This window comes from Pseudomonas emilianonis, from assembly GCF_023072625.1.
In the GTDB taxonomy this organism is placed as follows: Bacteria; Pseudomonadota; Gammaproteobacteria; order Pseudomonadales; family Pseudomonadaceae; genus Aquipseudomonas; species Aquipseudomonas paraveronii.
In genome coordinates this window covers 1-7,028 of record NZ_JAKNRV010000277.1, presented here as the reverse complement: position 1 = coordinate 7,028, position 7,028 = coordinate 1, and the positions used below count along the sequence as shown (strand labels likewise).

Here is a 7,028-nt window from a genome sequence, read left to right as displayed (position 1 = left end):
CGTGGCCTGACCCTGGCCAACGGCCGTCCTGATTTGCAGGCCAGCCTGTGGGCCTTGATCGGCGATGCGCGTGCCGCACAAGGTGACGCCGCCGGCGCCGCCCAGGCTCGGCAAAAAGCCAAGGTCAGCCTCTGATGGATGTACGTTTTCCAGCGATTGCCGAACAGCTGTTGCTGATTGAGCGCGAATTGCGCCTGCAGGGCTGGTGGGACGAGGAGTCCCCCAGCGCCGAGGCGCTCAGCAGTGTCGAGCCCTTTTCGGTCGACACCCTGGACTTCCATCAGTGGCTGCAGTGGATCTTCCTCATGCGCATGAAGCAGATCCTCGAACAGGATCTGCCACTGCCGAATGCTTCCGGGATCATGGAGATGGCCGAGATGGTCTACGCCTCCCGGCCGCTGGAAAGCCTGGGTTTGCGCAATGCGCTGAAAAAGTTCGACCAATTGATCGTCGACGCTCGTTAATTGCCTGGCTGCCGGTTTTTCCGGCAGTCTTGCGCACATTTCTACCGCTTGACGACATTCAGGCGAGTTTTATCCCTCCTCAAAGCCCTTTCTTCTGCGTTCTCATGCGCTTAGTTGGAAAAAAGCGCAATTATTGCTTGACTTGAAGGGCCTGAAACAGAAGAATCCAAAGTCCGCTGTATCGGGACTGCCAGAAGCAGGCCCACTCAGCAGATCATGAGGCGCACATCCGCGCCGACCTGTTACACCCGCAACGCGTTACCTCGCGCTGGGTGGGAAGAGCCCGCAACACTTGGGATGATCCCAATACTTGCTCAGTCAGTGCTGACGTAGTCGGCGACCACCGTCGCTCATGCTCTGTTGAGAAGTAAACCTATTAAGACCCGTCGGTTTTTAACGGACGGTATTCTGGCGTTTTAGAGGTGAACAACGTGGAGCTTTTATCTGGCGGTGAGATGCTCGTCCGCTTTTTGCGTGACGAAGGCGTTGACTATATCTACGGGTACCCGGGTGGTGCTCTGCTGCATGTCTATGACGCACTGTTCAAGGAACCGGCTGTTACCCACATCCTGGTTCGCCACGAACAGGCTGCAACCCATATGGCTGACGGTTATGCCCGTGCCACCGGTAAAGCCGGCGTGGTACTGGTAACCTCCGGCCCAGGCGCAACCAATGCCATTACCGGCATCGCGACTGCTTATATGGACTCCATCCCGATGGTGATCATTTCTGGCCAGGTGGCTAGCACCATGGTCGGTACCGATGCATTCCAGGAAACCGACATGATCGGTATCTCCCGGCCGATCGTGAAACACAGTTTCATGATCAAGCATGCCTCGGAAATCCCGGAAGTCATGAAAAAGGCGTTCTACCTCGCACAGTCCGGTCGCCCGGGCCCTGTGGTGGTCGATATCCCGAAAGACATGACCAACCCGGCTGAGAAATTCGAATACGTCTTCCCGAAGAAAGCCAAGCTGCGTTCCTACAGCCCGGCCGTTCGTGGGCACTCGGGGCAGATCCGCAAGGCGGCAGAAATGCTCCTGGCGGCCAAGCGTCCCGTGCTGTACTCGGGCGGTGGCGTGATTCTGGGCGGCGGTTCCGCACCGTTGACCGAACTGGCCAAGTTGCTCAACCTGCCGGTGACCAACACCCTGATGGGCCTCGGCGCATTCCCGGGGACGGACCGTCAGTTCGTCGGCATGCTCGGCATGCACGGCAGCTACACCGCCAACCTGGCCATGCACCACGCCGATGTAATCCTGGCCGTGGGCGCGCGGTTCGATGACCGGGTGATCAACGGCGCGAGCAAGTTCTGCCCGAATGCCAAGATCATCCACATCGACATCGACCCGGCGTCCATCTCCAAGACCATCAAGGCCGACGTACCGATCGTAGGTCCGGTGGAAAGCGTGTTGACCGAAATGGTCGCTGCGCTGAAGGAAATCGGCGAGACGCCGAACAAGGAATCCGTCGCCAGTTGGTGGAAGCAGATCGACGAATGGCGCGGCGACCGCGGGCTGTTCCCTTATGACAAGGGCGACGGCAGCATCATCAAGCCACAAACCGTGATCGAGACCCTGTGCGAAGTGACCAAGGGCGACGCCTTTGTGACCTCCGACGTGGGCCAGCACCAGATGTTCGCCGCGCAGTACTACAAGTTCGACAAGCCTAACCGCTGGATCAACTCCGGTGGCCTGGGCACGATGGGCTTTGGTTTCCCTGCGGCCATGGGTGTGAAACTGAGCTTCCCGGACAGCGACGTTGCATGCGTCACCGGCGAAGGCAGCATCCAGATGAACATCCAGGAGCTGTCGACGTGCCTGCAGTACGGCCTTCCGGTGAAGATCGTGTGCCTGAACAACGGCGTGTTGGGCATGGTTCGTCAATGGCAGGACATGAGCTACGGTAGTCGTCACTCCCATTCCTACATGGAATCGCTGCCGGACTTCATCAAACTGGTCGAGGCTTACGGCCACGTCGGTATTCGCATCACCGATCTGAAAGATCTGAAGCCGAAGATGGAAGAAGCGTTCGCCATGAAGGATCGCCTGGTGTTCATCGATATTAAGGTGGATACCAGCGAGCACGTCTACCCGATGCAGATCAAAGACGGCTCTATGCGCGACATGTGGCTGAACAAGACGGAGCGTACGTAATCATGCGGCACATAATCTCCCTGCTTCTGGAGAACGAACCCGGCGCTCTGTCTCGTGTTGTCGGCTTGTTTTCGCAACGCAACTACAACATCGAAAGCCTGACCGTGGCGCCGACCGAAGACCCGACCCTGTCGCGCCTGACGTTGACCACCGTAGGCCACGATGAGGTGATCGAGCAGATCACCAAGAACCTCAACAAGCTGATCGAAGTGGTCAAGCTGGTCGACCTGTCGGAAAGTGCCCACATTGAGCGCGAGCTGATGCTGGTTAAAGTCAAGGCCACGGGTGCCCAACGTGCCGAGATCAAGCGGACTACCGACATTTATCGTGGGCAGATCGTCGATGTGAGCGCCAGCGTTTATACCGTGCAATTGACCGGTACAAGCGACAAGCTGGACAGCTTCATCCAGTCGATCGGGACGGCCTCGATTCTGGAAACCGTACGCAGTGGTGTCACCGGGATTGCCCGTGGCGACAAAGTACTCAGCATCTAACCCAAATTAGTGAATGGCCTTAAGGCCTGGATATATAGAGGAACCTCATGAAAGTTTATTACGAAAAAGATTGTGACCTGTCGATCATCCAGGGCAAGAAAGTCGCCATCATCGGCTACGGTTCCCAGGGCCATGCTCAAGCGTGCAACCTGAAAGATTCCGGCGTTGACGTGACTGTTGGCCTGCGCAAAGGCTCGGCCACTGTTGCCAAGGCTGAAGCCCATGGCCTGAAAGTGACTGACGTTGCTTCCGCTGTTGCCGCTGCCGACCTGGTCATGATCCTGACCCCGGATGAGTTCCAGTCCGCGCTGTACAAGAACGAAATCGAGCCGAACATCAAGAAGGGCGCCACCCTGGCCTTCTCCCACGGCTTCGCGATTCACTACAACCAAGTCGTGCCACGCGCTGACCTCGACGTGATCATGATCGCGCCGAAGGCTCCGGGCCACACCGTGCGTTCCGAGTTCGTCAAAGGCGGCGGTATCCCTGACCTGATCGCGATCTACCAAGACGCATCGGGCAACGCCAAGAACGTTGCGCTGTCCTACGCTGCTGGCGTCGGTGGCGGTCGTACCGGCATCATCGAAACCACCTTCAAGGACGAGACCGAAACCGACCTGTTCGGCGAACAAGCCGTTCTGTGTGGCGGTACCGTTGAGCTGGTCAAAGCCGGTTTCGAAACCCTGGTTGAAGCCGGCTATGCGCCGGAAATGGCCTACTTCGAATGCCTGCACGAACTGAAGCTGATCGTGGACCTCATGTACGAAGGCGGTATCGCCAACATGAACTACTCGATCTCCAACAACGCCGAATACGGCGAGTACGTGACTGGCCCGGAAGTGATCAACGCCGAGTCCCGTCAGGCCATGCGCAACGCCCTGAAACGCATTCAGGACGGCGAATACGCCAAAATGTTCATCAGCGAAGGTGCTACCGGCTACCCTTCGATGACCGCCAAGCGTCGTAACAACGCCGCTCACGGTATCGAAATCATCGGCGAGCAACTGCGTTCCATGATGCCGTGGATCGGTGCCAACAAGATCGTCGACAAAGCCAAAAACTAAGTCGGATGCATCAACAGAAAACGCGGCTTAGGCCGCGTTTTTTCGTTTGGGTGGCTGGTTCTGGTATAAAGCTGCATCGTTTGCGGGCGAACACTCGCCGCAAGTATCTGTCGAATTTTTTCACACCGTTGCAAGGTAAAGTCCATGAGCGAACGTCCCGAAGAGCCAAACCAGGCTTCTGACGCCGATAGCCTGCTACCTATCGATGAACATGTCGAAGAAGGGCACGATGCTGAAGGCCGCAAGGTCCGGCATCGTGGTATCTATCTCCTGCCCAATCTGTTCACTACGGCGAACCTGTTTGCCGGGTTCTACTCCATCATCAATTCCATGAGCGCCCAGAGCGCGCTGGCGGCGGGTGATGCGGTGAGTGCCAGCAAGTATTTCGGTTTTGCGGCGATCGCTATCTTCGTGGCCATGGTGCTCGACGGCCTCGATGGGCGCGTGGCGCGCATGACCAACACCCAAAGCGCCTTCGGTGCCGAGTATGACTCGCTGTCGGACATGGTTGCCTTTGGTGTCGCGCCTGCGCTGCTGGCGTTTGCCTGGGCCTTGGGTGATATGGGCAAGGTCGGCTGGATGGTGGCCTTCATCTATGTCGCGGGCGCCGCATTGCGCCTGGCACGCTTCAATACCCAGGTGGGTACCGCCGACAAGCGTTACTTCATTGGCCTGGCCAGCCCTGCTGCTGCAGGCGTGGTGGCGGGTATCGTCTGGGCGTTCAGTGACTACGGCATCCAGGGGTCGAAGATGTCGTTCCTGGTTGCCTTGATGGTTGCGGCCGCCGGCATGCTGATGGTCAGTAACATCAAGTACAACAGCTTCAAGGAGCTCGACCTCAAGGGGCGCGTGCCTTTCGTGGCTATCCTTGTGGTGGTGCTGGTGTTCGCCGTGGTCTTCAGTGATCCGCCGCGTATTTTGCTGCTGGCGTTCCTGGTCTATGCCGCTTCCGGGCCGATTCAGTATCTGCTGCAACTGCGTCGGGACAAAACGTTGCCTTAATGTAATTTCCCCCATACTCCGCAGTCTATTGGTGCATCAGTTCTCCAATGCTGCGGAGTTGCCATGTTAATCAAATTGCCCAAAGCGTCCGATTGTCATGAATCGGATGTCACCCCCGAATCCTTCTACTTGTCTCGCCGTAGCTTGCTCGGTGGTGCGCTGGCCGGTGTTGCCGCCAGCAGCTTGCCGCGTTGGGCCAGTGCGGATGATGCCGCGCGGTATGCGGATGTCGAGCCAGGCAAGGCGCCAGGCTGGTTTGCCGAAAAACTGCCGGGGACGAAATGGCAGGCGGTAACCGTCAAGGACGAAGCCATCACCCCGTTCAAAGACGCGACCCACTACAACAACTTCTATGAGTTCGGCACGGACAAGGGCGACCCGGCGGCGAATGCGGGTTCACTCAAGACCGAACCTTGGAGTGTGGTGATCGATGGTGAGGTCGCAAAACCAGGGCGTTATGCTCTGGAAGACTTCATGAAGCCCTATCAATTGGAAGAGCGAATCTATCGCCTGCGCTGTGTGGAGGCGTGGTCGATGGTTATTCCATGGATGGGCTTTCCCATCTCGGCGTTGCTCAAACAGGTTGAACCGACCTCCAAAGCCAAGTACATCCGCTTCGAAACACTCCAGGACCCCAAAAGCATGCCGGGCCAGCGCTCAAGTTTCGGCTTGATCGACTGGCCCTATGTAGAAGGGCTGCGTCTGGATGAGGCGATGAACCCTTTGGCAATTCTGGCCGTGGGGATGTATGGGCGCGAGTTGCCTAACCAGAATGGCGCGCCGCTGCGTTTGGTGGTGCCATGGAAGTATGGCTTCAAGAGCGTGAAGTCCATCGTGCGTATCAGTCTTGTGAGTGAGCAGCCGAAAACCACGTGGCAGAGTATTGCGGCGAATGAGTATGGGTTTTATGCGAATGTGAACCCTACGGTCGATCACCCCCGTTGGACGCAGGCGCGTGAGCGGCGCTTGCCGAGCGGTCTGTTCAGTCCAAATGTACGCGAGACGCAGATGTTCAACGGTTACTCGGATGAAGTGGCGGCTCTGTATACCGGCCTCGATCTGCGGAAGAACTACTGATGCGTTTCCCTCTCTGGCGCATCGGCGTGTTTATCGCTGCGGCGGTGTGGCCGTTGCTCTGGCTGTATGAGGCATGGCGTTCTGCCTTGGGGCCGGACCCGGGCAAGGTGCTGGTTGATCGGTTGGGCTTGGGCACGTTGATCCTGCTGCTGATTACCCTGGCGATGACACCGTTGCAGAAGTTGAGCGGTTGGGCGGGGTGGATCGCGGTGCGGCGGCAGTTGGGGTTGTGGTGCTTTGCTTATGTGGTGCTGCACCTGGCGGCATATTGTGTGTTTGTCCTGGGGCTGGATTGGTCGCAACTGGGGGTGGAGCTGCGTAAGCGGCCCTACATTATTGTGGGTACGCTGGGTTTCCTGTCGTTGTTAGTGCTGGCGCTGACGTCGAATCGCTACAGCCAGCGTCGGTTGGGCAGTCGTTGGAAGAAGTTGCATCGCCTGGTGTATGGCGTGCTTGGTCTTGGCTTGCTGCATATGTTGTGGATCGTGCGGGCTGATCTGAAGGAGTGGGCTATCTATGCTTCTATAGGTGCGTTGCTTCTCACCCTGCGGATACCGCCGGTAATGCGGCGAATTCCTCGTCTTATTGCGAAAAAAGCACCTTCTGCAACAAAAGCGTAATTAAGCCTTGACGGCAAATCCTGTACGTCTATAATTCGCCCCACTTCCGGCGCAGTCGAAACGGAAAACTCCTTGGTAAACAAAGAGTTATACGAGATTCGACAGCGGCCTGCTTCAGTTCATCGAAGCCTGGAATGAGTTGGTAGAGCAG

Annotated in this window: 7 protein-coding genes and 1 pseudogene; all 8 read left to right on the top strand. The window is 57.5% G+C overall.

Translation table 11 applies throughout. From position 1 onward, the window contains the following. Positions 1-135, top strand: a pseudogene (locus tag L9Z73_RS31605) (hypothetical protein); the annotation flags it as partial. Further along, the gene (locus tag L9Z73_RS22235) at positions 135-464 is read left to right on the top strand and encodes a YqcC family protein (protein ID WP_247405521.1); all 330 of its coding nucleotides are present in this window, start codon (positions 135-137) and stop codon (positions 462-464) included. The pseudogene L9Z73_RS31605 and the gene L9Z73_RS22235, both read left to right, overlap by 1 nt. Positions 465-895: 431 nt before the next feature. Continuing rightward, the gene (locus L9Z73_RS22230) at positions 896-2,620 is read left to right on the top strand and encodes an acetolactate synthase 3 large subunit (RefSeq protein ID WP_247405519.1); all 1,725 of its coding nucleotides are present in this window, start codon (positions 896-898) and stop codon (positions 2,618-2,620) included. Positions 2,621-2,622: 2 nt separating this feature from the next. Next, a complete protein-coding gene (gene ilvN, locus L9Z73_RS22225) occupies positions 2,623-3,114 on the top strand; it encodes an acetolactate synthase small subunit (protein WP_003176102.1) in 492 nt (163 codons plus the stop codon). A 47-nt stretch (positions 3,115-3,161) separates the two neighbouring features. Continuing rightward, a complete protein-coding gene (ilvC, locus tag L9Z73_RS22220; RefSeq protein WP_007948647.1) occupies positions 3,162-4,178 on the top strand; it encodes a ketol-acid reductoisomerase in 1,017 nt (338 codons plus the stop codon). 144 nt (positions 4,179-4,322) lie between these two features. Next, a complete protein-coding gene (gene pssA, locus L9Z73_RS22215) occupies positions 4,323-5,180 on the top strand; it encodes a CDP-diacylglycerol--serine O-phosphatidyltransferase (protein WP_247405517.1) in 858 nt (285 codons plus the stop codon). 63 nt (positions 5,181-5,243) lie between these two features. Further along, on the top strand, positions 5,244-6,257 hold the full coding sequence (gene msrP, locus L9Z73_RS22210; RefSeq protein ID WP_017847455.1) for a protein-methionine-sulfoxide reductase catalytic subunit MsrP: 1,014 nt from the start codon (positions 5,244-5,246) through the stop codon (positions 6,255-6,257). Continuing rightward, positions 6,257-6,877 (top strand): protein-methionine-sulfoxide reductase heme-binding subunit MsrQ, encoded by a 621-nt coding sequence (msrQ, locus tag L9Z73_RS22205; RefSeq protein ID WP_247405515.1) that lies wholly within the window; start codon positions 6,257-6,259, stop codon positions 6,875-6,877. Before msrP ends, msrQ begins: the two co-directional genes overlap by 1 nt. Positions 6,878-7,028: the final 151 nt, after the last annotated feature.